This window comes from Streptomyces shenzhenensis (assembly GCF_021462265.1).
GTDB lineage: Bacteria > Actinomycetota > Actinomycetes > Streptomycetales > Streptomycetaceae > Streptomyces > Streptomyces shenzhenensis.
This window is the reverse complement of the sequence record NZ_JAJONF010000004.1, coordinates 241,509-267,067: the sequence shown is the minus strand read 5'-3', so window position 1 is coordinate 267,067 and position 25,559 is coordinate 241,509. Positions and strand designations below refer to the sequence as shown.

Here is a 25,559-nt window from a genome sequence, read left to right as displayed (position 1 = left end):
TCGGTCAGGCCTCCGTTCCGGTGCTCTCAGCCGGCGCGGCGGCGGGAGCCTCGGCCTTGGGGGCCTCGGCGCCGGCAGCCTGCTGCGGCTTGCGACCGCGCCGCTCGCCACCGCGGCCACCACGGGCCGGACGGTCGGCAGCGCCACCGCGGGCCGGGCGGTTGCCCGCACGGGCGGCGGCGTTCTCGGCGCGGACCTCGGCGATGTTCTTGACGTCGCCCTTGTAGATCCAGACCTTCACACCGATGCGGCCGAAGGTCGTCTTGGCCTCGAAGAAGCCGTAGTCCACGTTCGCGCGGAGCGTGTGCAGGGGCACGCGGCCCTCGCGGTAGAACTCCGAGCGGGACATCTCGGCGCCGCCGAGGCGGCCACCGCACTGGATCTTGATGCCCTTGGCGCCGGCCTTCATCGCCGACTGCATGCTCTTACGCATGGCGCGGCGGAAGGAGACGCGGGAGGAGAGTTGCTCGGCGACGGCCTGGGCCACCAGCTGAGCGTCCGTCTCCGGGTTCTTGACCTCGAGGATGTTCAGCTGGACCTGCTTGCCGGTCAGCTTCTCCAGGTCACCGCGGATACGGTCGGCCTCGGCGCCGCGGCGGCCGATGACGATGCCCGGACGCGCGGTGTGGATGTCCACGCGGACGCGGTCACGGGTGCGCTCGATCTCCACCTTGGAGATGCCGGCGCGCTCCATGCCGGACGTCATCATCCGACGGATGGCGACGTCTTCCTTGACGTAGTCCTTGTACAGCTTGTCGGCGTACCACCGGGACTTGAAGTCCGTGGTGATGCCGAGCCGGAACCCATGCGGGTTAACCTTCTGGCCCATTACCGGGTTCCTTCCTTGCTGCTGACGACCACGGTGATGTGGCTGGTCCGCTTGCGGATCCGGTAGGCACGGCCCTGGGCGCGCGGCCGGAACCGCTTCAGGGTCGGGCCCTCGTCGACGTACGCCTCGGAGATGAAGAGGCTGTCGGCGTCGGTGTGGTCGTAGTTGTGCGCGGCGTTGGCGATGGCGCTGTCGAGCACCTTGCCGACCGGCACGGAGGCTGCCTGCGGAGCGAATCGCAGAACAGCCTGAGCCTCCGTGGCGTCCATGCCACGGATAAGGTCCACCACGCGGCGGGCCTTCATGGGCGTAACGCGGATGTACCGCGCCTGGGCCCTGGCTTCCATGGTTGTCCCTCTCAGTTACTTACGTGTCTGAATGCGATCCGCTACTAGCGGCGCTTCGACTTCCGGTCATCCTTGACGTGGCCCCGGAAGGTGCGGGTCGGCGAGAACTCGCCGAGCTTGTGGCCGACCATCGACTCGGTAACGAACACCGGGATGTGGGTCTTGCCGTTGTGCACCGCGATCGTGTGGCCGAGCATGGCCGGGACGATCATCGAGCGACGGGACCAGGTCTTGATGACGTTCTTGGTGCCGGCTTCGTTCTGGACATCCACCTTCTTGATCAGGTGGTCGTCGACGAAGGGCCCCTTCTTCAAGCTACGAGGCATCTCAACCAGTCCTTAACGCTTCTTGTTCGTCTTGCGGCGGCGGACGATGTACTTGTTCGACGCCTTCTTGGGCGAACGAGTACGACCTTCCTTCTTGCCCCACGGGGAGACGGGGTGACGGCCACCGGAGGTCCGGCCCTCACCACCACCGTGCGGGTGGTCGACCGGGTTCATGACGACACCACGGACGGTCGGGCGGACGCCCAGCCACCGCTTGCGGCCGGCCTTGCCCCAGTTGATGTTCGACTGCTCGGCGTTGCCGACCTCACCGACGGTGGCGCGGCAGCGCGCGTCCACCATGCGGATCTCGCCGGACGGCATACGGAGGGTCGCCATGGCGCCCTCACGGGCGAGCAGCTGCACCGAGGCACCCGCGGAGCGGGCGAACTTGGCGCCACCGCCGGGACGGAGCTCGATCGCGTGGACCGTGGTACCGACCGGGATGTTGCGGAGGGCCAGGTTGTTGCCCGGCTTGATGTCGGCCCCGGGGCCGTTCTCCACGGTGTCGCCCTGCTGCAGGTTGCGCGGGGCGAGGATGTAGCGCTTCTCGCCGTCGGCGTAGTGCAGCAGCGCGATGCGCGCGGTGCGGTTGGGGTCGTACTCGATGTGCGCGACCTTCGCCGGCACGCCGTCCTTGTCGTGACGACGGAAGTCGATCACGCGGTAGGCGCGCTTGTGTCCGCCACCCTGGTGGCGAACGGTCACACGACCGGCGTTGTTACGGCCGCCCTTGCTGTGCAGCGGGCGGACCAGCGACTTCTCCGGCGTGGACCGCGTGACCTCGACGAAGTCGGCGACGCTGGCGCCACGGCGGCCCGGCGTAGTCGGCTTGTACTTGCGGATTCCCATTTCTCAGTCCTCGTCCGATATCGGACGATCCGACCCGCTTACGCGGTCGGACCGCCGAAGATGTCGATACGGTCGCCCTCGGCGAGGGTCACGATCGCGCGCTTGGTCGCCGCGCGCTGGCCGAAACCGGTGCGGGTGCGCTTGCGCTTGCCCTGGCGGTTGATCGTGTTGACCCCGGTGACCTTGACCGAGAAGACCGCCTGGACGGCCTGCTTGATCTGGGTCTTGTTGGCGTTCGGGTCGACGATGAACGTGTACTTGTTCTCGTCGAGGAGCGCGTAGCTCTTCTCGGAGACGACCGGCTTCAGCAGGATGTCACGGGGGTCCGTGTACGACTTGCTGAGCGGGGTCTCGACGGTGTTCTTGCCCTCGGCCTCGTGGCGGCGCGCCTTGGCGACGCGGGCGGCCTTGGCGGCCTTGGCGGCCTTCGAGGCGATGCTCGGGTGGCGGATGGCCATCAGACCTCGGTCCCTTCGGTGTCGTTGGCCTTCGGGCCGGCGACGAAGGACTCGAAGGCGGCCTGGGTGAAGACCACGTCGTCCGAGACGATCACGTCGTACGTGTTCAGCTGGCCCGGCTCCAGGATGTGGACCTGGGGCAGGTTGCGGGCGGACAGCCACGCGGCCTCGTCGGCGCGGTCGATGACCAGGAGCAGGTTCTTGCGCTCCGAGATCTTGCCGAACAGCGTGCGAGCGGCCTTGGTGCTGGGGGTCTCGCCCTCGATCACGCCGGTGACGACGTGGATGCGGTTGTGACGCGCCCGGTCGGTGAGGGCGTGACGCAGAGCGGCAGCCTTCATCTTCTTCGGGGTGCGCTGCGAGTAGTCACGCGGCTGCGGGCCGTGGACGACGCCACCGCCGGCGAACTGCGGCGCGCGGGTCGAGCCCTGGCGGGCGCGGCCGGTGCCCTTCTGGCGGTAAGGCTTCTTGCCACCACCACGGACCTCGCCACGGGTCTTCGTCTTGTGCGTGCCCTGGCGGGCAGCCGCGTTCTGCGCGACGACGACCTGGTGGATCAGCGGGATGCTGACCTTCTCCACGCCGAAGATCTCCGCGGGGAGCTCGACGGTTCCGGTCTTCTCGCCGGCAGGCGAAAGGATGTCAACAGTGCTCATCGGTACCTCAGGCCCCCTTGGCCGCGGTGCGGACCAGGACGAGGCCGCCGTTCGGACCGGGAACCGCGCCCTTGATGAGCAGCAGACCCTTCTCCGCGTCAACGGCGTGGACGGTCAGGTTCTGGGTGGTGACACGCTCGTTGCCCATGCGACCCGCCATGCGGAGGCCCTTGAACACGCGGCCCGGGGTGGCGCAGCCACCGATGGAACCGGGCGAGCGGTGCTTGCGCTGGGTGCCGTGACCGGCGCCGAGGCCCTTGAAGTTGTGACGCTTCATGACACCGGCGAAGCCCTTGCCCTTGCTCTTGCCGGTGACGTCGACCTTCACGCCGGCCTCGAAGACCTCGGCGGTGACTTCCTGACCGAGGGTGTACTCGGCGGCGTCGGCCGTACGGATCTCGACGAGGTGACGGCGGGGGGTGACGTCGGCCTTCGCGAAGTGACCCTTGAGGGGCTTGTTCACCTTGCGCGGGTCGATCTCGCCGAAGGCGAGCTGGACGGACTCGTAGCCGTCGACGTCGTTGGTGCGGACCTGGGTCACGACATTCGGGCCGGCCTTGACGACGGTCACCGGGACGACCCGGTTGTTCTCGTCCCACACCTGCGTCATGCCGAGCTTCTCGCCCAGGATGCCCTTGATCTGCTTAGCCATTCTCAGATCACCGGCCTCAGAGCTTGATCTCGATGTCGACACCGGCCGGGAGGTCGAGTCGCATCAGAGAGTCAACGGTCTTGGGGGTCGGGTCGAGGATGTCGATCAGGCGCTTGTGGGTACGCATCTCGAAGTGCTCGCGCGAGTCCTTGTACTTGTGCGGCGACTTGATGACGCAGTACACGTTCTTCTCAGTGGGCAGCGGCACCGGGCCCGCGACCGACGCACCAGTGCGGGTCACCGTCTCGACGATCTTCTTCGCCGAGGAGTCGATGACCTCGTGGTCGTAGGCCTTGAGCCGGATGCGGATCTTCTGTCCCGCCATGGCTACTCAGTAGTCCTGTCTCTGCTAACGCTCTGGAACCCGGCGATTTCCTTGTGCCGCCTTCCTTCCTCCGACCCACGCGGTCGGGCGTGTCGCACTCTCACTGACAAAGATGTCCCTTGTTCGAACATCCCTGCTGGGAATGCACACGGCCCTTCCGGTACCGCAAGCCGGGGGCGAAAGGCCCACCGGGTGCCTGGCCGGTGCCGCACCGCACTTCCCGAAAGATTCCCGTACGTCCGCCCCAGTGCTGCCGTGAGGCAGTTAGGACGACGAGTACTGTGGGACTCGCTTCCGGTCCTCCCGGCGGGAGGCGCGCAGCATCAACACTCGACCGAGCAACTCGGACAGTCTGCCATACGGGCCGGGGGGCTGGCCAATCGAGCCGGAGAGAATACCCCCGGGGGGGCGTAGGTCAAACACCCGTCCCTTCCTCCCGGACGGACGGTGAGCGCAGACTCTCCTCCACCAGGGGCAGAAGCTCGTCGAGCCCCAGCTCCCGGCTCCCGGACGCGTCCGAGAGCACCCACGTGCCGTTCCGGTCCCACTGCACGCGCCGTACGTCACCGACGCGGTTCTCGTACTCCACGAACCGGCCGGGAGCGTCCCTCAGCTCCGGGATCTCGGCCAGCAGGACCTCGGGCCGGGCCAGCGCACGCCCCGGGTTGCTGCTGCCTCCCCCGGTACGCGGGTTGTCGAAGCGCGTCTTCAGGAACGGCACGGGTCCGCGGCCGATGTCCGCGGTGGGCAGCATCCTGTGATATCTGGCCTCCGCCTCCTCCAGCGTCTCCCGCCCGGAGAACTCGCACCGGTACGCGGGAAAGACGATGGTGGTCACAGGCGTCAGGCCGGGGTTCTGGACTCGGTGGTGACCGTGCAGCCGCGTGAACTCCAGGGAAGCGCGGTCAGGCCTCGTTCGCGATGTCCCGGAAGTACTCGGTCGCCGTCGTCGAGGTCCATCAGGAATTCCGCCCGACGGACGCCGTCGGCCTCGGGGCGCATCACGACCAGTCGTCGTTCCCGTCGTCGCCCTCGTCGGCATCCGGGGCGTCCTCGCGCAGTACGACGACGAGTTGGACGGGCGCGTCGGAGTCATCGTGCTTGACCCCGGCCAGGACGACCTTGTCCGCGATGATCCAGGACCGGTGGCCGACGAAGTCCTCGCCCCCGCCGGATCCCGGTCGGGCTCCTGGAGCCGTGATCCGAGGACTCCCGATGTCAGCTGCGAGACGACCGTCGGGAGTTCTGCCGCTGCCGCGTCGTAGAGCTCTTCGCACCTCCACAGGCGCGTTCCCCCGGACCCATGCGCTGGCACCGTCGCGCCGCCAGGTGGTGGCCCACGCCTTGGCGGGGTTCCTGCTCTGGTCGGCACCGTCCAGACGCAGCGTCTCGTAGTCGCTCAGGCTCGGCAGGAGCCGGTAGACCGCCGGATTCCGCTGCGGCACATCAGACATCGCGGCCGGTACTCACCGCACGCCCCGGTTCATGAAACGACAGCATCGACCCTCACCGGGAGTTCCGTGTCGTCCTGGACCGCGCCGACGAGCAGCGACCGGCGGCCCAGGACCCAGGCCCGCTGCTCGATGTAGTCGATGCCCTGCGTCCGGCCACCGTCCGGTCGGACGAGGCGCCCGGCAAGGACACCGGTCTCCACCTCATGTGCGATCCGTCCGACCACCTGCGCGGACTCGTCGTACAACGCTTCCAGCGCGTCGAAGCCCGCCTCCTCGTCGACCTCGCGCTCCCACAGGGTGACAGCGAGGCGCACCTGCGGGGCGTCCCCCTCGATACCCGCCAGGAGGTCGTTCTTGCGCCAGACACGGGCGAACGCGGCACCCGGCACCTGGCGCGCCACGCCCCAGCCCAGCCGTTCCAGGACGGCACCGATCCCCTCACCCGTCAGGCTCTCGTCGTCGGCCAGGAGCTCCAGAACTGCAACGACCTCGTCCACGCCTTAATCCATTCCGTTTCCCGGCACGTGGAAGACGTTCAGCCTTCCATCGGCGAATTCGTCTGGGAACTTGCTGCTGAAAAGGTCCCGGAGGTGCTCGGCCCCTTCCGGGTAGGAAGTGGCATACCGCACCCCCTTGCCGCCCAGTCCTTCGTTCAGCGCCAGAAGCTTCTCTGCCTGACTGGTGATCCGGTCCTCGTCGTAGTGACGATGCGCAGGATTGTACTGAGACGCCGCCCACTCACCCGGGTGGTCACCACCGGTCCACTTCGCCTCGACGATGAAGCCGTCCGCGGTGGGACCACCGTCCACGTGCACCTCACGACCGTCTCCGAGGCGCCACACCTGCTCGTAGTCCGTGTGCGTGACGAACCGTTGGTAGCGGAATGAAACGCGTTGCAGCATTTTGTCGGTCATCCACTGGATGCCCACGAAGGTCGGGCACCGCTGCAGGCCGAGCGGATCCACCCAGAGATGGGGATTGGAGACGTAGGCGTAGTGGTCGGGCCCTGCCTGGAGCCCGAGCGGGTCGGGGGTCAGAAAGCGGATACTGTGCGGGTCGTAGTAGCGGTGGAAGTTGTAGTGCAGGCCGCTTTCCTCGTCCGCGTACTGCCCGGGGAAGCGGAGCGGGCACGACAGCCCGCCCGCCGCGGCCGTGTCGAAGGCCTGTTCGTCGCCCCAGAGACCGGATCCGCCCCGCCACCGCACCGCGCCGTCGAGACCGATCAGTTCGACAGGCGTGCCGACGACGTCCGTGACGATGGCGAAGAACCGCTCGTCGACTTCCTCCTGAGGCAGGTCGCGCGACCGCGTCCGCTCCGCCTGTGCCATCGGTCGGTGCGTACCTGGTTCGTACTCCCACGTGACCGTGTGCTCGCCCGCGTCGCTCCAGCGGGACTGCTCGGCCAGGCGCTGGCCGTCCCAGGTGAAGGCGGTCCGCTCGATGACCTGCCCGTCCTCGGCGTGGCACCGCTTCTCCGTGCGGCGTCCGAACGGGTCGTAGTCATAGCTCCAGCGACGACCGTCGGGGCCAGTCATGCCCGTGAGCCGGTCGTCCGCGTCCCAGCTGAACGACCACGCCCGGCGGCCCCCGGACAGTGTCCGCTGCACCAGTCGGGTGACCCGGCCCTGGCCGTCGTACGAGTACGACCTCCTGCCGGCTCGACGAACCTGGTTCCCGGCATACGTGTGCCGGGCCTTCTCCCCGTCCGCTCGGCCCGTGGGTGACGAGGACGAGGACGTCGGGTTGCCCGCGGCGTCGTACGCGTAGCGTTCTTGCCAGGAGTCGCCGTCGACCGCCACGACGCGACCGCGCTCGTCGTGCCGGAACTGCTGCCGGCCACCGTGGAGGTCGCGTGTTTCGGTCAGTCGGTCACCGATTCCGTACATGTAGTCGCGACGGCTGACGACCCGGCTCTCGTCGCCGAGGCCGTGGCCGTCAGGTGCCCGCAGCACATGGGACGTCATGCGGCGGCATTCGTCCCAGTGACGCTCCATGCGGAGGGAATCGCCGAAGTCCCGGACCACCTCTTTGCCGTCTTCGTCGTGCCGGAAGACGATCTCGTGGCCGGCGCTCGAAAGCCTCGACGGCAGACTCCGCTCCGAGTACTCCCACCGGCTCTCCGCTCCGGACGGCGTCCTGCGCACCGTGCGGCGGCCCAGTCGGTCATAGGCGTGGCTGATGGTCCGGCCGTTGGTCGTCTCGCTCAGTACCCGTCCGAGCGGATCGCGCTCCGCCTCCACGACGACATCGCCGCATCGGGCCCGGTACACCTGTCCGCTCGACGTGTAGGAGAACGTCGTCGAGGACTCCGCGGTGGTCTTGCCGACGACTCTGCCCACCGCGTCACGATCGTAGGACGTGGCCTGCCCGGCTCCATTGGTGCGCCGGGCGAGTCGGCCGGCGGCATCGTACGAATAGATCAGGGTGCGGCCGTTGAAGTCGGTCTCCGACTCCAGGAGCCCCGTGGCGCCGAATCGGTACTCCCACGTGAGGCCTTGCTCGTTCGTGACGCCTACCAGTCTGAGTTCCGTGTCGTAGCGGAAATGCCGCTGTCGGCCGTCGGCCTCGGACCGCCAGGCAGGAAGATCGAAATGGGTGTACCCGAAACGAGTGATGGAGCCGGCGGAATCCGTGTGACGCACGAGACGCCCCTCGGCGTCCCACTCCCAGACCTCCCTGGCGCCGTCAGGAGTGGTCCGCGACAGGGGCTTGCCCTCGACGTTCCAGGTCAGGCAGGTCACGTTGCCCAGAGCGTCGCGGATCTGGGAGACCCGGCCGAAGGCGTCCCGGGTGTGCTGCACGGTGCCGCCGAGGGGATCGACCGACTTCACGGGGAGCCCACGTGCATCGGTCTCGACCCTTGTGACCGATCCGGCCGGATCGGTGATCTCGGTCAACGCTCCCTTGCCGTCATACGCGAACCGCGTCGTCTCCGCGAGTGGAGTGGTGACCGACGTGCGGTTGCCACGGTCGTCGTAGGCGTAAGACCAGCAGGAGCCGTCGGCGGCCTCAGTCAGCACTGGAAGGCGCTGCTCATTGAACTCGGCCCGAGCGGTGGTGCCGTCGGCACTCGTGATGCTGACCAGGTTTCCGGCCGCGTCGTAGGCATAACGCGTGCTGTTGCCCAGCGCGTCGGTATGCCCTACGAGCCGGTCCCGGCGATCCCATTCGTATCGCGTGATGTTCCCGAGCGCGTCGATGACCGCCGTACGCTGCAGCCGCTCGTTGTACTCGTGCACCGTGGCGTGTCCGAACGAGTCGGAGTACACGGTCCGGCGCGCCTCACGGTCGTACGTGAGCCGGCAGTCGAGGAAACCGTCCGCACCCGCGCCGCGTACGCAGCGGTCCTCTTCGTCGTACTCGAACTCGTACCAGGAACCGCACCGGTCTTCCCACCTGGTGATCCTCCCCCGGTCGTCATAGGCATACCGGAAGGGCAGCCCGGAGGAGTTGTACACGTGGACCAGGTCGCCGTCGCGGTAGGCGTAGCGCACCAGAGTCGCGTCGTCCGAGCCGGTCGCTTCCGCCAGTCGCAGCGCTGTGATGCGCCCGGCCTCCGTTTCGATCGCGACGCGGTACCCCCCGCTGTGGTGCAGGGCCACCGGCTCCCCGGCAGCCGAGTACTCGATGTCGAGACGATGTCCGTTGCGGTCGCTCCGGCTGCGCAGGGAGAACACTGTCCTGCCGTCGGCACCCGGCGCGCCGTCCGGCTGGAACACGCGGGTGATCCCGGTCTCCGGATCGGTGATGGTCATCGGCCCGCCGGGGTTTCCGTCCCACTCCAACGGCCAGCGGGGCCCTTCCAGCGGATACACGGGATCGCCGGGCATGGGACGGGGGTAGGCGAGCAGCATTCCGTCGTCCGAGGCGAAGGCGATCCCCTGGTCGTCCACCTCCAGTCGTTCGTCGAGCGTCGATGCCCAGGACGGGCCGAACCACCTGCCGTAGCTGTAGGTGGACAAATGCGTCCGTTTGACTTCGAGCGGCAGGATGCCCGGCAACGTCACATCTGAAGCGACCATGAGCATCTCGCCCGACACCAGGTCGATCGGATCGCCGCCCGGGCAACGCCCTGCGAGTGCCTTGCCTCTGGCGACCAGATCCGTCATCCCGGAGCGCAGACTGGTCAGGCCACGAGTTCCGAGCCCACGCACGGCCTCGGCCATGCCTTTGAGCCCCAGTTTGCCAAGTCCCCTCATGCCCTTGGCGAGTTTTCCGAGGCTGGTGATGCCCTTGCCGCCGGGTATACAGTCCAGCGCCGCGAACGCCACATCCCACAGCGAAGCTTGGCCTTGGGAGTATTTGTAGAGGGTGTCCGCGAGGACGACAAGCGCGGCGACCAGCACGATCGCGCCGAGGATCGGGCCGCCGATGATCATCGCGATGATGCCGACGACGGCGACGACGACTTTGCAGACGGTGACGATGGTGTCCCAGTTGTCCTCGAACCAGTGACCGACGTCCTGCCACCAGTGCCGGTTCGGGATCCCCGCGTCGGAGGCCTCGTCGATCTTCCGCTTCGCTTCCCCGGCCGCGTCGTCGCGCATCTTGCGGGCGTCCTCAGCCATCTTCTTCGCGGCGTCGAGGGCGTTCTGGGCTGTGGTGACGTCCGATTGGGCTTTGGTGTGTGCGGACTTGGCGCTCTGCACGTCCCGGGTGGCCGCCCGCACTTTCCCCTCATCCGGCTTGTCCGCGCTCGCTTTGCTGCCGGTGGGATCGTCCTTGTACTTGTCCGCTTCCTTCGTCGCTCGCGTCACCCACGAATCGGTGGACGAGAGACGGGTCTTGGCGGAGGACAGGTCGGACTGCGCCTCCTTCGCCTTGGCCAGGGCCTTGTCGGCCAGCGCCTGGGCCCGCTCCAGCTTCGGCCAGTAGTCCGCGAGGGCGTCGCCGCACATCTCGTACGACTTCTTCAGCTTCTTCAGGTTCTTCGGAACGTCCTTGAACTGCTCCTTGAACACCTCCGCCGACTTGCCGGCCCACTGCAGGAGGGTGTCCTCACCGGCCATGCCCTTGACCAGGCGCAGGGCGTCGGAGACGTCGTCGGCGAAGTCGTGCAGCTGCGCGGCGAGGGTGCGGACGCGTTGCGGATCACCTGGGGTGGGGTCCGCGTCGAGGTCGAGTGGATGCCAGTCCGCCGGTCGGTACCCCGCCATGTCCCCGCAACCCCCGTCGCGTACGCCCCGTCAACAAGCCTGTGCAGACGCGAACTTACTAGGAACGGCCGTTCGAGGTGAAGCCCGGCGGGTCAGGCTCACAACGCGATCGGGCGGTAGGCCAGAGCCTGGTCCACCACTTCCTCGGCAGTGAGTTCCGGGTCCGAGTAGTAGTTCAAGTCGCTTACCCGGGGATGCAGGACACTCTGCTTCAGTCCCTCCAGCAGAGCGTCGTGTTCCCGCTCGGGGAGGCGCGCGTCCATGATCTGCTGGACCAGCCGAATGAGTTCTCCACGGGTGTTCGAAGGCACGTGAGCATCCTCTCGGCTCAGCCGAAGTGTTCAGCGAAGGCGGCGTCCACGCAGGACCCGCCGGCCGTTCTCGACCGCGTCCGTGCACCACAGCCACCAGTGCTCCAGCGTGCCGCGCACGGTCACGTACACCCACCGCCACTTGAACCACGGTGGCAGGTCCCGGAACGGCACGAAGGTGAGCGTGTCGCCGATCGCGTCCTTGGCCGTACCGACCGGCCCCTCAACGCGCAGCGCGGCGAACAGTTCCGGGGTCAGCCGGCCGTTGAGGCGAGCCGCGGTGCCCGCCGCCGTACAGGCGTACCCCCGCTCCCCCTGGTCCGGAAGTTTGATCGCCCTCACGATCCGAGGGGACGCCGCCTCCAACGGGCAGTTGAGGGCCAGCCCGATCACCGCCGTACCGAGATGATCCTCGCCGCGCTCGAACGCGGCGTCCCACTCCGCAGGGTCGTCGAGCCCCAGCAGGCCCTCGCCGGTCTGCCACCGCGTCTCCCACCGCAAAGGGTCAGTCCGCGAACCGGAACGTCGACGTGATCGCGTCGAAGATGTCGAAGAACGAGTCGGCGAGGTCCAGGACCTGGCTGCTGCCTGCCACCAACGCCACCTTGCCCTCCTGGCCGGGGACCGGGATGAAGGTCTGCATCAGGACCGCGCGGATGCTGCGGTTGAGGCTGTCGTCGGGTATCGGGATGTCCTCGATGCCGTAGGTGCGGGCGGCGGGGCCGACGCCGGCGATGTCGACGGTCGTCACCTTGCGCCAGGAGTCGCCCTCCCGGTGGGCCTCCTTGGGAGCGAGCTGGGCGGCGATGGCGGCTGGGTCGTTGGAGAGCGGCGCGCCCTCGCGGGTCCGGCCGCCGACCAGCGACACCGTGACCGAGCCGGTGATGGGGGTGTCGCCGCCGAAGCTCTCCGCCATGCAGCCGCAGTACATCGCGCCCGACTTCCAGGCGTCGGCGGCGGACTTGCGCAGGAAGCCGACGTAGGTGTCCCGGTACTGCGCCAGCTCCGGGTGCTGGGCGACGCGTTCGTTCACCATCCGCCGGATCGAGTCGTCCCGCGACTCCGGCCGGACGTCGAACTCCCACCACGACTCCGGCACCTTGATCCGGAAACCGCCGCGCTCGATGGTGAGCGTCTCCATATAGCGCGCCATGGTGTACGCCGCCCCCGTCCGGTGATCTGATATACGGTGCGCCCCAGACTACGAGATGCGCGAACGGGGGACGGTCACGTGGGCAACGGCAAGAGCGACCTCGCCATACCGCTGAGCGAGCTTGAGGACTACGGCCGCAAGCTGCGCTCCATCAAGGAACGCCTCAACCACACCAAGAAGATGTTCGAGTCCTACAAGGACGACGTCGGCAGCGGCACCGTCTACGACGCCCTCGACGACTTCGAGTCCAACTGGCACGACGGCCGCGAGGACATCACCAAGCAGATCGACTCCCTCGCCGACATGTCCGACACCGTGGTCCGCGAGTTCAAGAAGCTGGACGACGACCTCGCGAAGAAGGCGAAGGACGCGGTGCGGCCGGAGGGCCAGCCGCAACAGGGTGGTGGCGGGAACAAGGCGGAGTAGCCGGTGTTCTCCGCGGACAGGCTCACGGCATGCCGGACACCGCACTGCTCGTCATCGACGTGCGGCGATGCCCTGTTGAAGGACGTCCCCGGCGGCGAGGCCTGACCGGCCAGGGTCGCCGGGCTCGTGGAACGGGTCTGCCACCGACGAGTGAACCGCCTCGCGCACGAAGGTGATCTCCCTGGCACCGAGGACGGCAGCACCGCCCGCGCAGGCCACGTGCTCTACGGCGGGGCGCCGGCCGAAGCCGCCCGTCGAGGCCGCCGACGTACGTGAACGGCTCGGCCGGCTCCGCCGGTGGCTGTCGGCGGTCGCCCTGGCCCCGTCGCCGCCGAAGGCGCGGAGCGAGCCGACTGCGGCGAGGAGGCGGTCCCACTGCTGCCGTCCGCCCGCCACGAACGCACCGACCGCGACATCGGCGAACGACCAGGTACCGGTCGCGTTCAGCGCGCCCACGGCGACCACCGCCCCAGCGGGGCGACCAGCTCGCGGGCGTACCTCACTCGCCGACGGCGGCCGCGTGGGAGAGGAAGGCCGCCCAAGTGGCGGGCGGGAAAGTGAGGTGGGGGCCGCGGGCGGGGGCCGCGGTGTTCTTGGAGTCGCGGATGTGGACGGTGGAGGGGCTGATGGCGACTTCGACGCAGGAGTCGCCTTCGCTGCCGCTGCTGTAGCTGCTCTTGAACCACGTCAGACCGGAGGCGTTCTCGGCCGAGGTCCTGCGGATCATGTCTCCCCCAGCAGTTGTTCGATGAAGGCCGTCGACTCACGTGGCGTGAGCGCCTGCGCCCGGATGATGCCGTACCGCAGTTCAAGGATACGGAGCTGCTTCGCATCGGACACCGGTCGGCCGTTGGCCACTGCCGGCGAACGCCCCACCGCCGAACCGTCCTCGGACTTCAGCACCTCGATTCCGCCGTCGACCCCGGCGTGCTCCTCACGATCCATCGGCATCACCTGAAGCTCGACGTTCCGCAACTGCGCGGCCTCCAGCAGGTGTTCCAGCTGCTGACGGAGTACCGCCCGCCCGCCGAGCGGACGCCGTAGCGTCCATTCCTCCAGAACGAAGCTGAGTTCCGGCGCCGGGTCCCGCTCGAAGACGGCCTTACGGGCCACGCGCGCGGCGATGAACCGCTCCACCTCGTCCCGGCTGTACGCCGGGCGGCGCATCAGGAGCAGCCCACGCGCGTATTCCGGTGTCTGCAACAACCCGTGGATGTTGAGCGGATCGTAGAGCTGGAGCTCGACCGCCTTCGCCTCCAACTGCGCCAGGTCACGCACCTTCTTCGGGTACCGAACCCGCCGTACGTCCTCCTTCATCGCCGAGAGCAGCCCACCGGCAGCCAATACCTCGTCGGCCCTGTCCAGATACTCCGGCCGGGGAATCCGCTTCCCGCCCTCGATTTTGTAGACCATGTCCTCCCCGTACCCGACCGCCACCCCGAACTCGGCGGCCCGCATCCCCACCGCCTCCCGCCGCAGCTTCAGCTGACGCCCGACGGTCGTGATGACCGCGACGCCCCAATCGTCATCGGGGTCCACCTCCCAACCCGGCTCGTCCGCCTCGTTCCTGAGCCGCTCCACCGCCCCGTCCACGCTCATCGCGCACCCCTCCGTCATACGAACGTCCCTCGACGACGCCCTGCCCGTGCGACCACGTCCGACGGCCCGGACACCACCGGACCACCAGCGGACAGTGACCGTATGCAACGACTCCGTCACTGCTCACGGTAGGCACACGCGACCACACCGAGTGACGCGAACGGGGAAATCTCCACCCCCTTCACTGCACAGCCGCCACAACCAGGCACGGCACCGCAGGGCACGCACGTGAGCAACATACCGACACTCGTGTCGGCAACATCCGCTAGGATGCCGACACGCAAGTCGTCAAGTTCACGCAAAGGCCGTGCGGGTCCAGCCGTCGCGGCCGTCATCGTCGTCGCTCGGAGAAGATCCTGTGTTCCTCGCCCTACGCGATCTGCGCTTCGCCCGCGGTCGCTTCGCCCTGATGGGTGCGGTGGTCGCGCTCATCGCCGTACTCGGCGTACTCCTGTCCGGGCTCGCCTCCGGCCTGGCGGATGCCGGCATATCCGGTCTGCGCGCGCTGCCCGTGACCCATATGGCCTTCGACGAGAAGGCCACCAGTGAGCAGTTCTCCCGGTCCACCGTCGAGCAGAAGGCCTGGCAGGAGTGGTCCAAGGCCCCGGGGGTGAAGCGGGCGGAGCCGTTCGGGAACACCCTGGCCAACGCCCAGGTGGCCCAGGGCGCCGAGAAGGGCGAGCAGGTCAACCTCGCTGTCTTCGGCATGGCGCCGGACTCGCCTCTGGCCCCCCGCCCCACCAGCGGTGAGAGCCTGAAGGAAGCCGGCACCGGCATCGTCATCACCCGGGAGATCGCCGACCTCGGCGTGAAGGTCGGCGACGTCCTGACCGCGGACAAGAGCAAGGTACGGCTGAAGGTCGTCGGTCTGGTCGACGACACCGTCTCCTACGGCCACATCGGCGTCGTCTACACCGACCTCGACACCTGGCGTCACCTGCACTACGGCCTGCCGGGCGACCTGCCCGAGGCCGCACGCCGGCAGGCCACGGCCGTCGCCCTGACCCTTGAGCCGGGGGCCGACGTCGCCGCCGTCGAGAAGGCGACCGGCACCCACGCCGACACCAAGGAGGCCACCTACGACGCCTCCCCGGGCTACACGGCCGAGTCGAGCACCATGGCCCTGATCAAGGGCTTCCTGTACGCCATCTCCGCCCTGGTCGTCGGTGCCTTCTTCACCGTCTGGACCGTGCAGCGCAAGGCCGAGATCGCCCTGCTGAAGGCGCTCGGCGCCCCCACCGGATACATCCTGCGCGACGCGCTGGCACAGGTCGTCGCCGTGCTGGTCGGCGCGACGGCCGTCGGCACCGCCGTCGGCCTGGCCCTGGGGAGCGCGATGATCGGCAAGGCCCCGTTCTCCCTCTCCGCCCCCGCCATCGCCACCTCCGCCGGCCTCCTCATCGGGCTCGGCACCGTGGGCGCCGTCGTCGCAGTCCGCCGCATCACCGCCGTCGACCCCCTGACCGCTCTGGGAGCCACCCGATGACCACGCCCGCCACCGGCCGCCAGGCCGCCTCGGACACCGCCGGCCCCGGCGGCCTGCGCATGCTCGACATCACCCTCACCCTGGGGGACGGCGACACCGCCGTCACCGCCCTCGCCGACGTCAGCCTGACCGTCGCTCCCGGCGAGTTCGTCGCCGTCGTCGGCCCCTCGGGCTCCGGCAAATCCAGCCTCCTCGCCGTCGCCGGCGGCCTTCAACGGCCCACCTCGGGCACCGTCCACATCGCCGGCACCGAGCTGACCGCCCTGTCGGACAAGGAACGCACCGCGGCCCGCCGTCACCACATCGGCTTCGTCTTCCAGCAGTCGAACCTGCTGGCCTCCCTGACCGTCCGCGAACAGCTCCTGCTGCCCCTGCACATCGACGGCCGTCTCGACGCCGCGGGCCGGACCCGGGCCGACGAACTCATCGAGGCGGTAGGGCTCTCGCACCGCGCCGGCGCCCGCCCGCACCAGTTGTCCGGAGGCGAACGGCAGCGCGCCGGTCTGGCCCGCGCGCTGATGACCTCCCCCGCCGTCCTGCTGGTGGACGAACCCACCTCCGCGCTGGACCGGGTACGTTCGGCCGAGGCGGTACGGCTGATCGCCGAGCAGACCCATGAGCGCGGCACAGCCACGGTCATGGTCACCCACGACACGGCGATAATGGACGCTGCCGACCGGGTGTACGAGATGGTCGACGGCCGCCTGTCCTGACCTTGGCCACCCTGGCCGCCTTGGCCGCCTTGGCCGCACGCCGACGCCGCACTCCCGGCCCCGCTCGCCACCCAGGAGTCTGTCCCGCATGCCGAAGATCAACGCTTCCACCGTCGCCGAACATCGCGCCCAGCAGCGCGAGGCGCTGATCGGGGCGGCGATCGACATCCTGGTGAACGAGGGCGCCACCGCCGTCACACCCGCGGCGGTCGGCGCCCGCGCGGGCCTCGCCCGCTCCAGCGTCTACCAGTACTTCGGTTCCTCCGCGGCCCTGCTGGCCACCATCATCGAAGAAGCCTTCCGGCGCTCCAACGAGGCACTCGCAGGCGCCATGGCCACCGCGAACGGCCCGGTGGAACGCGTCGAGGCGTTCTTCCGGGAAAGCCTCCGCCTCGGCGCCGAAGGCGCACACCGGCCCGCCGCCGTCCTCATGAGCGCCGGTCTCGCCCCCGCCTGCCAGGAACGGCTGATGGAACTCCATCTGGAGCAGGTCGAACCCTTCCGCGCGGCCGTCCGGCAGATCGGTGCTCCCGAACCCGCGCTCACGGCGGACCTGATCGCCGGGATGCTGCACACGGCCCTCGCCGCCGTCGACCGGGGCACCCCGCTCGACACGGTCACGGAACGCACCCTCACACTGGTGCGCCGCTGCCTCACTCCGGCCGACAGCACGGCCCACGAACCAGGGGAAGGCCACTGAGGTCCCCCAGGCCTCACTCTCCTCCCGGACTCCGGCCGGCTGCTCCTGCGCAAGGGCAAGGCCGGCTCGGGCGGCTCCGGGGTCGATGTCCTCTCCCTCGCCACCGCGGCGGCGAGTGCCGACGGCTCCGACGCCGAATACGCGGCCGGTGGCTGGTCCAGCACCGACGTGCCCCGCTTCCTCGCCGTCCCGGACGTCAACGCCGACGGGATCCCCGACCTGTACGCCCACATGAGCGGCGGCAGCGTGCGCCTCTGCTTCGGCGGCAGGACGGCGATCGGCGGCTACAGCACCGTGATCAGCGGCTGGACGGGAAAGCTCGCCTTCGGCTGAGCCTCGCGGAGCCGGCGGCTACAACCGCCGGCTCTCCAGCGGCCCCAGATACGTCGGTGTCAGGCCGCCCGTGTCCAGCACCAGTCGCTGTACCACCACCGTGGGGTCGACCGACCAGAACGTCAGGCGGTGGGTCCCGGATCCCACCGTGTGGCGAGTCACCGTGCGGTTCACGTTGTCGGAGGTGTTGCGGGCCCACACCGTGTTCAGGAGGCCGTCGTCCGCGCCGGCCGTGATGTCGACGGGCTGGGGTTCCTGGTCGTCGAAGGACAGGGCGTAACGCAGCCCGGTACCCGTGGGCAGCGCCGGGTTCCGTGGCGACAGATAGGCCCAGACCGTCACCTCGCCGCCCGACAGCAGGCTCACCTCGTACTCCAGCCGGGGCCAGGAGTCCGGGGAGTCTCCCCAGCCTCCCGTCACCGGCCACGCCGTCATCCCCGCCCCGGTGCGGCCGATCCCCTCCAGCCGGCGCCACTGTCCGACCGCGCGGTGGTAGTGGTCCGCGTCGATCGCCACATAGCCACCGGCCTCCACGAATCCCCGCAGCCCACGGGCCGACGGCTGCTCGGCGACGCACCCCACCGTCACCGACTCCCCCGCCCCGCTCACCGTCAGCGTCCCCTCCGCGCGGCCGGCCGGGGCCCGTGACCAGTCCACCCGCACCATCACCCGCACCTGGTCCGTCACCCGGCCGCGGGGACGGTCCACCGTCAGCCACGGCTCCGACACCGACACCTGGTAGTCGAAGGGCGTCCGGCCCCGGTTGAAGACCTCGACGTACTGCTGGGGCCGGGTCTGGTAGGGGCTGAACGGCGGCAGGTCCAGGGACCCCTCGTCGGCGTCCACCGACACCCCGAGCCCCGCCGTGTCCGGCACCTCGATGCGCCGTACGGCCGGGAACAGGACGTCCGGCAGGGCCACGTTGTCCTTCTCCGGCTGCTGCCAGGGCGCGTTGGGTCCGTACCGGTCGACGTCCCCGTAGTCGATGTGCGGCTGGGTCTGGAAGCCCCGCCATTTGCCGCCCGCCACCCGGGTGTTGAAACGTTCGGCGAGGGCGAGATCGGCCGCCAGGCCCGCCTCGGCCGCCGCCGCTCGGTCGTTCGTCGCGGCTCTGCCCTGGCGGGCGTACAGCAGGTTCGTGAACTCGGCCTCGCGCAGCGCGTACAGGTTCGCGGTCGCCGTCACCTCGTAGCCGACCAGCTCGAACCACGCGTCCTGGGCGGCCGCCGGCAGCCGGCGGGCGATCCGGGCCGCCCGTCCGGCCAGCTCCCGCCACTCCTCCGTCACCCGCTCCAACTCCCGGTGCCCGAAGGAGAAGGGGGTCTGCTGGTCGTCGTAGACCACCTGGCCGGAGTCGGAGAGGGTGATGCGGCGGTTCAGCAGCTCCGGCTTGCGGCGCGCCTGCAACTGACCGTAGCGGGCGAGCAGTTCGGCGGTCTCGCTCGCCACCGCCGCGCCGAAGTTCTGGCGGGCGTATCTCCGCTCCCACTCGCCCAGCCGGTCGAAGGTCCAACGGTCCGGTGCCCAGGCGTAGTCGAGGAAGAACTCCGTCGGGAGTTCGTTGCCCTTGAGGTCTCCGACATTGGCCACCCACAGGCCGTGGTTGCCGTGGGCGTGCGCCTGGTGGAGCTGGTCCCAGACGTTGCGGAGGTTCGCGGTGTCGACCCACTTGTAGTTGCGGCCGGCGCCCACGTAGTCGAAGTGGTAGTAGAGGCCGTATCCGCCGCCGCGCGGCTCCCGCGGGGACGGGTGCTTGCGGATGTTGCCCCAGTTGTCGTCCGTCAGGACCACCGTGACGTCGTCGGGGGCCCGCAGGCCGCGGTCCCAGTAGCGCTGGACCTCCTTGTACAGGGTCCACACCTGGGGGGTCTCGGCGGCGGGCCTGCCGGTCACCTCCTCGATGATCCGCCGTTGCGCCGCGATGATCTCCCGCATCAGCTCGATGCCGTCGCCGTCGGGGAGGCCGGTGTCGCCGTTGCCGCGCATGCCGAGGGTGACCACGCCCTCGAAGCCGTCGTCGACCATGCGCTGGATGCCGGCCCGCCAATAGGCCCGAATCGCCTCGGCGTTGCGGAGGTACGACCATTCGCCGGTGCCTCCGTAGGGGTCGGTGCCGCCCGTGGCGTGGCGGTTCCACTCCTCGATCCCGCGCATCATCGGCGCCTCGTGAGACGTACCCATGACAACGCCGTAGGCGGCGGCCCTGCGGTGGTTCTCCGGGTCGTCCTCCGCGAACGCCCGCCCCCACACCGCCGGCCAGAGGTAGTTGCCCTTCAGCCGCAGCAGCACCTCGAAGACCCGGGCGTAGAAGTCCGCGTTGAAGCCGCCGGGATGGCCGGGGGCCTTGCCCGGGCCGAAGTACGCCGGGGCCCAGGTGCCGAGCGCCGGGTTCTCGTCGTTGATGAAGAAGCCGCGGTACTTCACCGCCGGGGTGCCCTGGGTGTGCCGCCCCGGCAGCACCCACACCTCGTCACGGTGGACCGGCGGTACGTCGTCCCACCAGTACCAGGGCGAGACGCCGATGCCGTACGAGACGTCGTACGCCCCGAAGACCGTGCCGCGCGGGTCGCTGCCCGCGATGACGAACGCCTTCTCCACACCGGGCATCGGGTGGTCGACGACCGTCTGGAGCGAGGTCTCCCAGCGGCCCCGGATCCCCGTCACGTCCAGCTTGCCGGACGCCACCAGGGCGTCGATCAGCGGGCTGCGGCCGATCGTGCCGACGAGGACCGCGCGGCGGGCGATCGTCGCGGCCGCCCGCACCCCCGTCACCCGCTCGATGTCGTCGCGGAGGTCGCCCGCCACCCGTACGACCCCGGGGTGGTCGTCGGCGCTCACCACGACGGGGGCGCCGACCAGGGAGAACGCCCCGCCGGTGAAGGAGATGTACGCTCCGGGGTCGGTCACCCGCGGCGCGGAGCCGCTCCCGGCCCACGCGACGCCCGACGACAGCACGGGCACGGCGGCCAGCCCCGCACCCAGGACGGTCCTACGACGCACGGACATGCCTCACCCCTCCACCCGAATTTGGTCAGTGGCATGACAAATGGTGGAGTGAGGGGCCCCTGGTGGGAACGGGTCGTACGCGACGAATACTTTCGAAGCGGTGACGGAAGCGGTGATGTCGGACCGGTCCAGTAGCCTCCGGCCATGACGACCCGTACGACTCCGCCTCGGCCCCTGGACATCACCGCGGTCTTCCCCGAACTGGCCTCGCTCGCCCGCACCGCCGTACGCCTGCATCCCCGTGCCGGGGCGCCCACCGCGGCCGGCAGTTCCGTCGGCGGACCCCTGCTGTGGCCGGCCGCGGAGCCGTGGCCGACCTGTCCGGAGCACGCGGGTCCCTGGCAGCACGGTGTGGCACCGGACGACGTCCACGTCGGCCGGCGTGTCCTGCGCGAGGCCTGGGCCCGGCCGCGCGCCGAGGGCGCCGACCTGTTGACCGCGGAGGAGCGCGCGCTGGTCGACCGGGGGACCGAGCCGTACCGGGCAGCCCTGGACGGGCCGGTGCCGCTGGTGCCGGTCGCGCAGATACGCGCCACTGACGTGCCGGCGCTGCCCCGGCCGGAGGGCACCGATCTACTCCAGGTGCTGTGGTGCGCCTTCGACCATCCCGAGGACGACTACTCGCCGAGGGTCGAGCTGCGCTGGCGCAGGGCCGCCGATGTCGTGACCCCGCTCGCCGCTCCCCCGCGGCCCGCCGTCATCGGCAGCGACGACTATCTGCCCGAGCCTTGCGTGCTGCACCCCGAGACCGTCACCGAGTACCCGGCCCCCCACGAGCTGCCGGAGGAGCTGGCGGACCGGATCCACGAGTGGGAGGAGGGCATCGAGGGGAAGGGCTCGGAGCAGGAGGTCTGCTATCAGTACGACCTGGCCGTCGCCCCGGGGTGGAAGCTCGGGGGGCACGCGCCCTGGAGTTTCTCCGACCCGTTCCCCATGGCCTGCGCCGAGTGCGGCGCCGGGGTGCGGCCCCTGCTCACGATCGACGGCACCGAGTGGGACGGTGGCAACGGCAGCTGGGCACCGGTGGAGGACGCGGGCTACACCGGCTACCACTTCCTCGGACCGGCGATGGCCACCGGGATCACCATCGGGCGCAGCTACAGCCTCCAGGTGTACGTGTGCGAGGCGTCGTACGACCATCCACCCGTGCAGAACATGCAGTGAGTTGCTGCCGAAGCAGCGAAGAGGCCCGTACGACCGAAGTCGTACGGGCCTCTTCAGACCTGCCGGGTCAGCCCTTGCGGGCCGAGATCACTTGTTGATCTTGGTGACCTGGCCGGCGCCGACCGTGCGGCCACCCTCGCGGATGGCGAACTTCAGGCCCTCTTCCATGGCGATGGGCTGGATGAGCTCGACCTTCATCTCAGTGTTGTCGCCCGGCATGACCATCTCGGTGCCCTCGGGGAGGGTCACGACGCCGGTCACGTCCGTGGTACGGAAGTAGAACTGCGGACGGTAGTTGTTGAAGAACGGCGTGTGGCGGCCACCCTCGTCCTTGGAGAGGATGTAGGCCTGCGCCTCGAACTCGGTGTGCGGGGTGACCGAGCCCGGCTTGATGATGACCTGGCCGCGCTCGACGTCCTCGCGCTTGATGCCGCGGAGCAGCAGACCGACGTTCTCACCGGCCTGGCCCTCGTCGAGCAGCTTGCGGAACATCTCGATACCGGTGACCGTGGTGCTGGTCTTCTCGGTCTTGATGCCGATGATGTCGACGGTCTCGTTGACCTTGAGGACACCACGCTCGATACGACCGGTGACGACGGTGCCACGACCGGTGATCGTGAAGACGTCCTCGATCGGCATCAGGAACGGCTTGTCGACGTCACGCTCGGGCTCCGGGATGGAGGTGTCGACAGCGTTCATCAGGTCCAGGACGGACTGGGTCCACTCGGGGTCGCCCTCGAGCGCCTTCAGCGCCGAGACGCGGACCACCGGCAGGTCGTCGCCCGGGAACTCGTACTCGGAGAGCAGCTCACGGACCTCGAGCTCGACGAGCTCCATGATCTCCTCGTCGTCCACCATGTCGGCCTTGTTCAGGGCGACAACGATGTAGGGGACGCCGACCTGGCGGGCCAGGAGCACGTGCTCCTTGGTCTGCGGCATCGGGCCGTCGGTGGCGGCCACGACCAGGATCGCGCCGTCCATCTGGGCGGCACCGGTGATCATGTTCTTGATGTAGTCCGCGTGACCCGGGCAGTCGACGTGGGCGTAGTGGCGCGCCTCGGTCTGGTACTCGACGTGCGCGATGGAGATGGTGATACCGCGCTGACGCTCCTCGGGCGCCTTGTCGATGTTGTCGAACGGGGTGGCCTCGTTCAGGTCCGGGTACGCGTCGTGCAGCACCTTGGTAATGGCGGCCGTGAGGGTCGTCTTACCGTGGTCGATGTGACCGATGGTGCCGATGTTGACGTGCGGCTTAGTCCGCTCGAACTTCGCCTTCGCCACTGGGGTCCTCCTGTGGAGTGGTTCTGTACGCCTTGATTCGATCGGCGCCAGGTGATCTTTGCTGTTGGGTCCCGGGCCCTGGGTCATTCCGCCACGAATGCGGAGGAACGACCCGTGAGGCTCCGGGGTCAAGCCTAAAGCGTGTGCGCGCGGTGCGTGGAACGCGGTGCGCTACTCGCCCTTGGCCTTCGCGATGATCTCCTCGGCGACGTTCCGCGGAACCTCGGCGTAGGAGTCGAACTGCATGGAGTAGCTGGCCCGGCCGGACGTCTTGCTGCGCAGGTCGCCGACGTAACCGAACATCTCCGAGAGGGGCACGAGGCCCTTCACGACGCGGGCACCGGCCCGCTCCTCCATGGCCTGGATCTGACCACGGCGGGAGTTGATGTCGCCGATGACCTCACCCATGTAGTCCTCGGGCGTGGTGACCTCGACGGCCATCATCGGCTCAAGGAGCACGGGGGACGCCTTGCGCGCGGCCTCCTTGAAGGCCTGCGAGCCGGCGATCTTGAAGGCGAGCTCGGAGGAGTCGACCTCGTGGTAGGCACCGTCGTGCAGGATCACGCGGACACCGGTCATCTCGTAACCGGCGAGGATGCCGAACTGCATGGCCTCCTGCGCACCGGCGTCCACCGAAGGGATGTACTCCTTCGGGATACGGCCACCGGTCACCTTGTTCACGAACTCGTACGAGGTGTCGCCACCCTCGAGCGGCTCGATGCCGATCTGCACCTTCGCGAACTGACCGGTACCACCGGTCTGCTTCTTGTGGGTGTAGTCGACGCGCTCGACGGCCTTGCGGATCGTCTCGCGGTACGCCACCTGCGGCTTGCCGACGTTGGCCTCGACCTTGAACTCACGGCGCATACGGTCGACCAGCACCTCGAGGTGCAGCTCGCCCATACCACCGATGATGGTCTGGCCGGTCTCCTCGTCCGAGTGGACCTGGAAGGACGGGTCCTCCTCGGCCAGGCGCTGGATCGCGACGCCCAGCTTCTCCTGGTCGCCCTTGGACTTGGGCTCGATGGCGACCTGGATGACCGGCGCCGGGAAGTCCATGGACTCCAGGATCACCGGGGCCTTGTCGTCGCACAGCGTCTCACCGGTCGTGGTCTGCTTCAGCCCCATGACGGCGATGATGTCGCCGGCGCCCACCGAGTCGATCTCCTCACGCTTGTTCGCGTGCATGCGGTAGATCTTGCCGATGCGCTCCTTCTTGCCCTTGACGGAGTTCAGCACGGCGGTGCCGGACTCCAGGCGGCCCGAGTAGACCCGGACGAAGGTGAGCTTGCCGAGGTGCGGGTCGCTCATGATCTTGAACGCCAGCGCGGACAGCGGCTCGTCGTCGGACGGCTTGCGCTTGACCACGACCTCCGGGTCCTTCACGTCGTGGCCCTCGATGGCCTCGACGTCCAGGGGGGAGGGCAGGTAGCGCACGACCGCGTCGAGCAGGGGCTGAACGCCCTTGTTCTTGAACGCGGTGCCACAGAACACCGGGGTGACCGTGACGTCCTTGGACTTGCCGGACGCGATGGTGATACGACGGATCGCGGCGTACAGCTGCTCCTCGGAGGGCTCCTCGCCCTCCAGGTACAGCTCCATGATCTCTTCGTCGTTCTCGGCCACGGCCTCCAGCAGCTTGCCGCGGTACTCCTCGGCAGCCTCGGTGTGGGTGGCCGGGATGTCGACGACGTCGTACATCTCGCCCTTGGTGGCCTCGGCGGACCAGACGAGCGCCTTCATGCGGACCAGGTCGACGACGCCCTGGAAGTCGGCCTCGGCACCGATCGGGAGCTGCATGACGATCGGCTGCGCACCCAGGCGGTCGCTGATCATGTCGACACAGCGGTGGAACTCGGCACCGGTGCGGTCGAGCTTGTTGACGAAGCAGATACGCGGCACGCCGTAGCGGTCCGCCTGACGCCAGACCGTCTCGGACTGCGGCTCGACACCGGCGACGCCGTCGAACACCGTCACGGCACCGTCGAGGACGCGCAGGGAGCGCTCCACCTCGACGGTGAAGTCGACGTGCCCCGGGGTGTCGATGATGTTGATGGTGTGGTCGACGTCCTCAAGCGGCCAGTGACAGGTGGTGGCAGCAGAGGTGATCGTGATGCCACGCTCCTGCTCCTGCTCCATCCAGTCCATGGTGGCAGCACCGTCGTGGACCTCACCGATCTTGTACGACACACCGGTGTAGAACAGGATCCGCTCAGTGGTGGTCGTCTTGCCCGCGTCGATGTGGGCCATGATCCCGATGTTGCGGACCCTGGCCAGGTCAAGCGAAGTGGTAGCCATAAGGCTTCAGTCTTCTCTCGGTCTCGATGTGGACTGC

The 25,559-nt window shown here is 68.8% G+C and carries 27 protein-coding genes; 6 read left to right on the top strand and 21 right to left on the bottom strand.

Features of this window, described 5'->3' with window-relative positions; genetic code table 11:
* Nucleotides 1-4: 4 nt before the first annotated feature.
* The 15 genes from rpsC to LQ326_RS07765 form a co-directional block, all read right to left on the bottom strand.
* A complete protein-coding gene (gene rpsC / locus LQ326_RS07835) occupies nucleotides 5-829 on the bottom strand; it encodes a 30S ribosomal protein S3 (RefSeq protein ID WP_234534071.1) in 825 nt (274 codons plus the stop codon).
* Nucleotides 829-1,176 carry a 50S ribosomal protein L22 gene (gene rplV, locus LQ326_RS07830; protein WP_003974262.1) on the bottom strand — a complete coding sequence of 116 codons (348 nt, stop codon included), beginning with the start codon at nucleotides 1,174-1,176 and terminating at the stop codon, nucleotides 829-831. The genes rpsC and rplV overlap by 1 nt, the downstream gene beginning before the upstream one ends.
* A 44-nt stretch (nucleotides 1,177-1,220) precedes the next feature.
* Nucleotides 1,221-1,502 carry a 30S ribosomal protein S19 gene (rpsS, locus tag LQ326_RS07825; RefSeq protein ID WP_003948639.1) on the bottom strand — a complete coding sequence of 94 codons (282 nt, stop codon included), beginning with the start codon at nucleotides 1,500-1,502 and terminating at the stop codon, nucleotides 1,221-1,223.
* A gap of 12 nt (nucleotides 1,503-1,514) precedes the next feature.
* Entirely contained in the window at nucleotides 1,515-2,351 is an 837-nt protein-coding gene (gene rplB, locus LQ326_RS07820) for a 50S ribosomal protein L2 (protein WP_093499642.1), read from the bottom strand.
* Between the two features lie 38 nt (nucleotides 2,352-2,389).
* A complete protein-coding gene (rplW, locus tag LQ326_RS07815) occupies nucleotides 2,390-2,809 on the bottom strand; it encodes a 50S ribosomal protein L23 (protein WP_181801296.1) in 420 nt (139 codons plus the stop codon).
* On the bottom strand, nucleotides 2,809-3,465 hold the full coding sequence (gene rplD, locus LQ326_RS07810) for a 50S ribosomal protein L4 (RefSeq protein ID WP_181801295.1): 657 nt from the start codon (nucleotides 3,463-3,465) through the stop codon (nucleotides 2,809-2,811). Before rplD ends, rplW begins: the two co-directional genes overlap by 1 nt.
* Before the next feature lie 7 nt (nucleotides 3,466-3,472).
* Nucleotides 3,473-4,117, bottom strand: a complete 645-nt coding sequence (rplC, locus tag LQ326_RS07805; protein ID WP_181801294.1) for a 50S ribosomal protein L3 — start codon at nucleotides 4,115-4,117, stop codon at nucleotides 3,473-3,475.
* A gap of 16 nt (nucleotides 4,118-4,133) precedes the next feature.
* On the bottom strand, nucleotides 4,134-4,442 hold the full coding sequence (gene rpsJ, locus LQ326_RS07800; protein ID WP_003948644.1) for a 30S ribosomal protein S10: 309 nt from the start codon (nucleotides 4,440-4,442) through the stop codon (nucleotides 4,134-4,136).
* Between the two features lie 415 nt (nucleotides 4,443-4,857).
* On the bottom strand, nucleotides 4,858-5,280 hold the full coding sequence (locus LQ326_RS07795; RefSeq protein WP_234534069.1) for a hypothetical protein: 423 nt from the start codon (nucleotides 5,278-5,280) through the stop codon (nucleotides 4,858-4,860).
* 163 nt (nucleotides 5,281-5,443) lie between these two features.
* Nucleotides 5,444-5,896, bottom strand: a complete 453-nt coding sequence (locus LQ326_RS07790; RefSeq protein ID WP_234534067.1) for a hypothetical protein — start codon at nucleotides 5,894-5,896, stop codon at nucleotides 5,444-5,446.
* A 29-nt stretch (nucleotides 5,897-5,925) separates the two neighbouring features.
* Entirely contained in the window at nucleotides 5,926-6,393 is a 468-nt protein-coding gene (locus LQ326_RS07785; RefSeq protein WP_234534065.1) for a hypothetical protein, read from the bottom strand.
* A gap of 3 nt (nucleotides 6,394-6,396) precedes the next feature.
* Nucleotides 6,397-11,052, bottom strand: a complete 4,656-nt coding sequence (locus LQ326_RS07780; RefSeq protein WP_234534063.1) for an RHS repeat-associated core domain-containing protein — start codon at nucleotides 11,050-11,052, stop codon at nucleotides 6,397-6,399.
* A gap of 98 nt (nucleotides 11,053-11,150) precedes the next feature.
* Nucleotides 11,151-11,363, bottom strand: a complete 213-nt coding sequence (locus LQ326_RS07775; protein ID WP_234534061.1) for a bacteriocin immunity protein — start codon at nucleotides 11,361-11,363, stop codon at nucleotides 11,151-11,153.
* Between the two features lie 30 nt (nucleotides 11,364-11,393).
* On the bottom strand, nucleotides 11,394-11,864 hold the full coding sequence (locus LQ326_RS07770) for a hypothetical protein (RefSeq protein WP_234534059.1): 471 nt from the start codon (nucleotides 11,862-11,864) through the stop codon (nucleotides 11,394-11,396).
* 4 nt (nucleotides 11,865-11,868) lie between these two features.
* On the bottom strand, nucleotides 11,869-12,516 hold the full coding sequence (locus tag LQ326_RS07765) for a hypothetical protein (protein WP_234534057.1): 648 nt from the start codon (nucleotides 12,514-12,516) through the stop codon (nucleotides 11,869-11,871).
* Between the two features lie 78 nt (nucleotides 12,517-12,594).
* Here LQ326_RS07765 and LQ326_RS07760 point away from each other — a divergent pair, with 78 nt between their 5' ends.
* Nucleotides 12,595-12,942, top strand: a complete 348-nt coding sequence (locus LQ326_RS07760) for a hypothetical protein (protein ID WP_234534056.1) — start codon at nucleotides 12,595-12,597, stop codon at nucleotides 12,940-12,942.
* A 51-nt stretch (nucleotides 12,943-12,993) separates the two neighbouring features.
* Here the strand turns inward: LQ326_RS07760 and LQ326_RS07755 are convergent, their stop codons facing one another.
* Genes LQ326_RS07755 through LQ326_RS07745 form a run of 3 tightly spaced genes read right to left on the bottom strand, consistent with a single transcriptional unit; the run spans nucleotide 12,994 to nucleotide 14,541 of the window.
* Nucleotides 12,994-13,398: a hypothetical protein gene (locus LQ326_RS07755; protein ID WP_234534054.1), complete on the bottom strand. Its 405-nt coding sequence runs from the start codon at nucleotides 13,396-13,398 to the stop codon at nucleotides 12,994-12,996.
* A gap of 43 nt (nucleotides 13,399-13,441) precedes the next feature.
* Nucleotides 13,442-13,669: a DUF397 domain-containing protein gene (locus LQ326_RS07750; protein ID WP_234534052.1), complete on the bottom strand. Its 228-nt coding sequence runs from the start codon at nucleotides 13,667-13,669 to the stop codon at nucleotides 13,442-13,444.
* A complete protein-coding gene (locus tag LQ326_RS07745; protein ID WP_234534050.1) occupies nucleotides 13,666-14,541 on the bottom strand; it encodes a helix-turn-helix domain-containing protein in 876 nt (291 codons plus the stop codon). The genes LQ326_RS07750 and LQ326_RS07745 overlap by 4 nt, the downstream gene beginning before the upstream one ends.
* A 358-nt stretch (nucleotides 14,542-14,899) precedes the next feature.
* On the opposite strand from LQ326_RS07745, the gene LQ326_RS07740 reads away from it, so the two are divergent.
* From LQ326_RS07740 to LQ326_RS07725, 4 genes are all read left to right on the top strand, one after another.
* Complete coding sequence (locus LQ326_RS07740; protein ID WP_234534048.1) at nucleotides 14,900-16,027, top strand: ABC transporter permease; 1,128 nt, start codon at nucleotides 14,900-14,902, stop codon at nucleotides 16,025-16,027.
* The gene (locus LQ326_RS07735) at nucleotides 16,024-16,740 is read left to right on the top strand and encodes an ABC transporter ATP-binding protein (RefSeq protein ID WP_234534046.1); all 717 of its coding nucleotides are present in this window, start codon (nucleotides 16,024-16,026) and stop codon (nucleotides 16,738-16,740) included. The genes LQ326_RS07740 and LQ326_RS07735 overlap by 4 nt, the downstream gene beginning before the upstream one ends.
* Nucleotides 16,741-16,828: 88 nt before the next feature.
* The gene (locus LQ326_RS07730; RefSeq protein ID WP_234534044.1) at nucleotides 16,829-17,440 is read left to right on the top strand and encodes a TetR/AcrR family transcriptional regulator; all 612 of its coding nucleotides are present in this window, start codon (nucleotides 16,829-16,831) and stop codon (nucleotides 17,438-17,440) included.
* Between the two features lie 168 nt (nucleotides 17,441-17,608).
* The gene (locus LQ326_RS07725; RefSeq protein ID WP_234534042.1) at nucleotides 17,609-17,773 is read left to right on the top strand and encodes a hypothetical protein; all 165 of its coding nucleotides are present in this window, start codon (nucleotides 17,609-17,611) and stop codon (nucleotides 17,771-17,773) included.
* A gap of 18 nt (nucleotides 17,774-17,791) precedes the next feature.
* Here the strand turns inward: LQ326_RS07725 and LQ326_RS07720 are convergent, their stop codons facing one another.
* Nucleotides 17,792-20,779, bottom strand: coding sequence for a glycosyl hydrolase 115 family protein (locus tag LQ326_RS07720; RefSeq protein ID WP_234534040.1), 2,988 nt, complete (start codon nucleotides 20,777-20,779; stop codon nucleotides 17,792-17,794).
* 144 nt (nucleotides 20,780-20,923) lie between these two features.
* Here LQ326_RS07720 and LQ326_RS07715 point away from each other — a divergent pair, with 144 nt between their 5' ends.
* Nucleotides 20,924-21,943 carry a hypothetical protein gene (locus tag LQ326_RS07715; RefSeq protein ID WP_234534039.1) on the top strand — a complete coding sequence of 340 codons (1,020 nt, stop codon included), beginning with the start codon at nucleotides 20,924-20,926 and terminating at the stop codon, nucleotides 21,941-21,943.
* A gap of 87 nt (nucleotides 21,944-22,030) precedes the next feature.
* Here LQ326_RS07715 and tuf read toward each other — a convergent pair whose 3' ends face one another.
* Both tuf and fusA read right to left on the bottom strand, forming a co-directional pair.
* Nucleotides 22,031-23,224, bottom strand: coding sequence for an elongation factor Tu (gene tuf / locus LQ326_RS07710; protein ID WP_181802804.1), 1,194 nt, complete (start codon nucleotides 23,222-23,224; stop codon nucleotides 22,031-22,033).
* Between the two features lie 171 nt (nucleotides 23,225-23,395).
* Nucleotides 23,396-25,522 carry an elongation factor G gene (gene fusA, locus LQ326_RS07705; RefSeq protein ID WP_234534036.1) on the bottom strand — a complete coding sequence of 709 codons (2,127 nt, stop codon included), beginning with the start codon at nucleotides 25,520-25,522 and terminating at the stop codon, nucleotides 23,396-23,398.
* Between the last annotated feature and the right edge of the window lie 37 nt (nucleotides 25,523-25,559).

What these genes read in the sequence shown, in the direction of transcription:
- rpsC (WP_234534071.1), bottom strand. Translation starts at nt 829, where the DNA reads ATGGGCCAGAAGGTTAACCCGCATGGGTTCCGGCTCGGCATCACCACG.
- rplV (WP_003974262.1), bottom strand. Translation starts at nt 1,176, where the DNA reads ATGGAAGCCAGGGCCCAGGCGCGGTACATCCGCGTTACGCCCATGAAG.
- rpsS (WP_003948639.1), bottom strand. Translation starts at nt 1,502, where the DNA reads ATGCCTCGTAGCTTGAAGAAGGGGCCCTTCGTCGACGACCACCTGATC.
- rplB (WP_093499642.1), bottom strand. Translation starts at nt 2,351, where the DNA reads ATGGGAATCCGCAAGTACAAGCCGACTACGCCGGGCCGCCGTGGCGCC.
- rplW (WP_181801296.1), bottom strand. Translation starts at nt 2,809, where the DNA reads ATGGCCATCCGCCACCCGAGCATCGCCTCGAAGGCCGCCAAGGCCGCC.
- rplD (WP_181801295.1), bottom strand. Translation starts at nt 3,465, where the DNA reads ATGAGCACTGTTGACATCCTTTCGCCTGCCGGCGAGAAGACCGGAACC.
- rplC (WP_181801294.1), bottom strand. Translation starts at nt 4,117, where the DNA reads ATGGCTAAGCAGATCAAGGGCATCCTGGGCGAGAAGCTCGGCATGACG.
- rpsJ (WP_003948644.1), bottom strand. Translation starts at nt 4,442, where the DNA reads ATGGCGGGACAGAAGATCCGCATCCGGCTCAAGGCCTACGACCACGAG.
- LQ326_RS07790 (WP_234534067.1), bottom strand. Translation starts at nt 5,896, where the DNA reads ATGTCTGATGTGCCGCAGCGGAATCCGGCGGTCTACCGGCTCCTGCCG.
- LQ326_RS07780 (WP_234534063.1), bottom strand. Translation starts at nt 11,052, where the DNA reads ATGGCGGGGTACCGACCGGCGGACTGGCATCCACTCGACCTCGACGCG.
- LQ326_RS07765 (WP_234534057.1), bottom strand. Translation starts at nt 12,516, where the DNA reads ATGGCGCGCTATATGGAGACGCTCACCATCGAGCGCGGCGGTTTCCGG.
- LQ326_RS07750 (WP_234534052.1), bottom strand. Translation starts at nt 13,669, where the DNA reads ATGATCCGCAGGACCTCGGCCGAGAACGCCTCCGGTCTGACGTGGTTC.
- LQ326_RS07745 (WP_234534050.1), bottom strand. Translation starts at nt 14,541, where the DNA reads ATGAGCGTGGACGGGGCGGTGGAGCGGCTCAGGAACGAGGCGGACGAG.
- LQ326_RS07735 (WP_234534046.1), top strand. Translation starts at nt 16,024, where the DNA reads ATGACCACGCCCGCCACCGGCCGCCAGGCCGCCTCGGACACCGCCGGC.
- LQ326_RS07730 (WP_234534044.1), top strand. Translation starts at nt 16,829, where the DNA reads ATGCCGAAGATCAACGCTTCCACCGTCGCCGAACATCGCGCCCAGCAG.
- LQ326_RS07720 (WP_234534040.1), bottom strand. Translation starts at nt 20,779, where the DNA reads ATGTCCGTGCGTCGTAGGACCGTCCTGGGTGCGGGGCTGGCCGCCGTG.
- LQ326_RS07715 (WP_234534039.1), top strand. Translation starts at nt 20,924, where the DNA reads ATGACGACCCGTACGACTCCGCCTCGGCCCCTGGACATCACCGCGGTC.
- fusA (WP_234534036.1), bottom strand. Translation starts at nt 25,522, where the DNA reads ATGGCTACCACTTCGCTTGACCTGGCCAGGGTCCGCAACATCGGGATC.